This window comes from Kistimonas ophiarachnellae, from assembly GCF_057552235.1.
The window spans coordinates 1-1,137 of sequence record NZ_BAAJPA010000047.1 but is presented as its reverse complement, the minus strand read 5'-3'; the positions used below and the strand labels follow the sequence as shown (position 1 = coordinate 1,137).

The window sequence follows — 1,137 nt, the reverse complement described above, 5'->3', positions numbered from 1 at the left end:
GCCGACGACACGGATGTGGATCACAACGACAACCCCGCCAACTTCAGTCTGGATAGCGTGGAGATCGTCGATGGCGACGGCAATCCCGTCACGGGCCAGGGCACGGTCAGCATCGTCAACAACCAGCTGCAGTTTGTGCCGGGCACGGATTTCGACAGCCTTGCCAGTGGTGACACGGCTACTGTTACTGTCCGCTATGTGATGTCCGATGACGAAGGGGCTACCTCTGAGTCAACAGCAACCATCACGGTGACCGGTACTAACGATGCGCCGGTGGCGACAGCCAATACCGCCACAGGCCATGAGAATGAAACCCTGACCATTGACGTACTGGCCGACGACACGGACCTGGATCACAACGACAACCCCGCCAACTTCAGCCTGGATAGCGTGGAGATCGTCGATGGAGACGGGAATCCCGTCACGGGTCAGGGCACGGTCAGCATCGTCAACAACCAGCTGCAGTTTGTGCCGGGTACAGACTTCGACAGTCTGGCCAGTGGCGAAAGTGCGACAGTGGTCGTTCGATATGTGATGTCCGATGACGAAGGGGCTACCTCTGAATCAACGGCCACCATTACGGTGACCGGCACTAACGATGCGCCGGTGGCGACAGCCAATACCGCCACAGGCCATGAGAATGAAACCCTGACCATTGACGTACTGGCCGACGACACGGACGCGGATCACAACGATAATCCGGCCAACTTCACTCTCGACAGCGTGCAGATTGTCGATGGTGACGGCAATCTATTAAGCGGCCAGGGCACGGTCAGCATCGTCAGCAACCAGCTCCAGTTTGTTCCGGGCACGGATTTCGACAGCCTTGCCAGAGGTGACACGGCTACTGTCACTGTCCGCTATGTGATGTCTGATGACGAGGGGCTCACGTCTGAATCAATAGCCACCATTACGGTGACCGGCACTAACGATGCGCCGGTGGCGACAGCCAACACCGCCACAGGCCATGAGAATGAAACCCTGACTATTGACGTACTGGCCGACGACACGGACCTGGATCACAACGACAACCCCGCCAACTTCAGCCTGGATAGCGTGGAGATCGTCGATGGTGACGGGAATCCCGTCACGGGTCAGGGCACGGTCAGCATTGTCAATAACCAGCTCCAGTTTGTT

General features: G+C 57.8%; 1 protein-coding gene. It reads left to right on the top strand.

Annotated elements, in window-relative coordinates:
* Positions 1 to 1,137: Ig-like domain-containing protein (locus AC27K1_RS21555; protein ID WP_487152855.1), on the top strand; the 1,137-nt coding region annotated here is incomplete at both ends.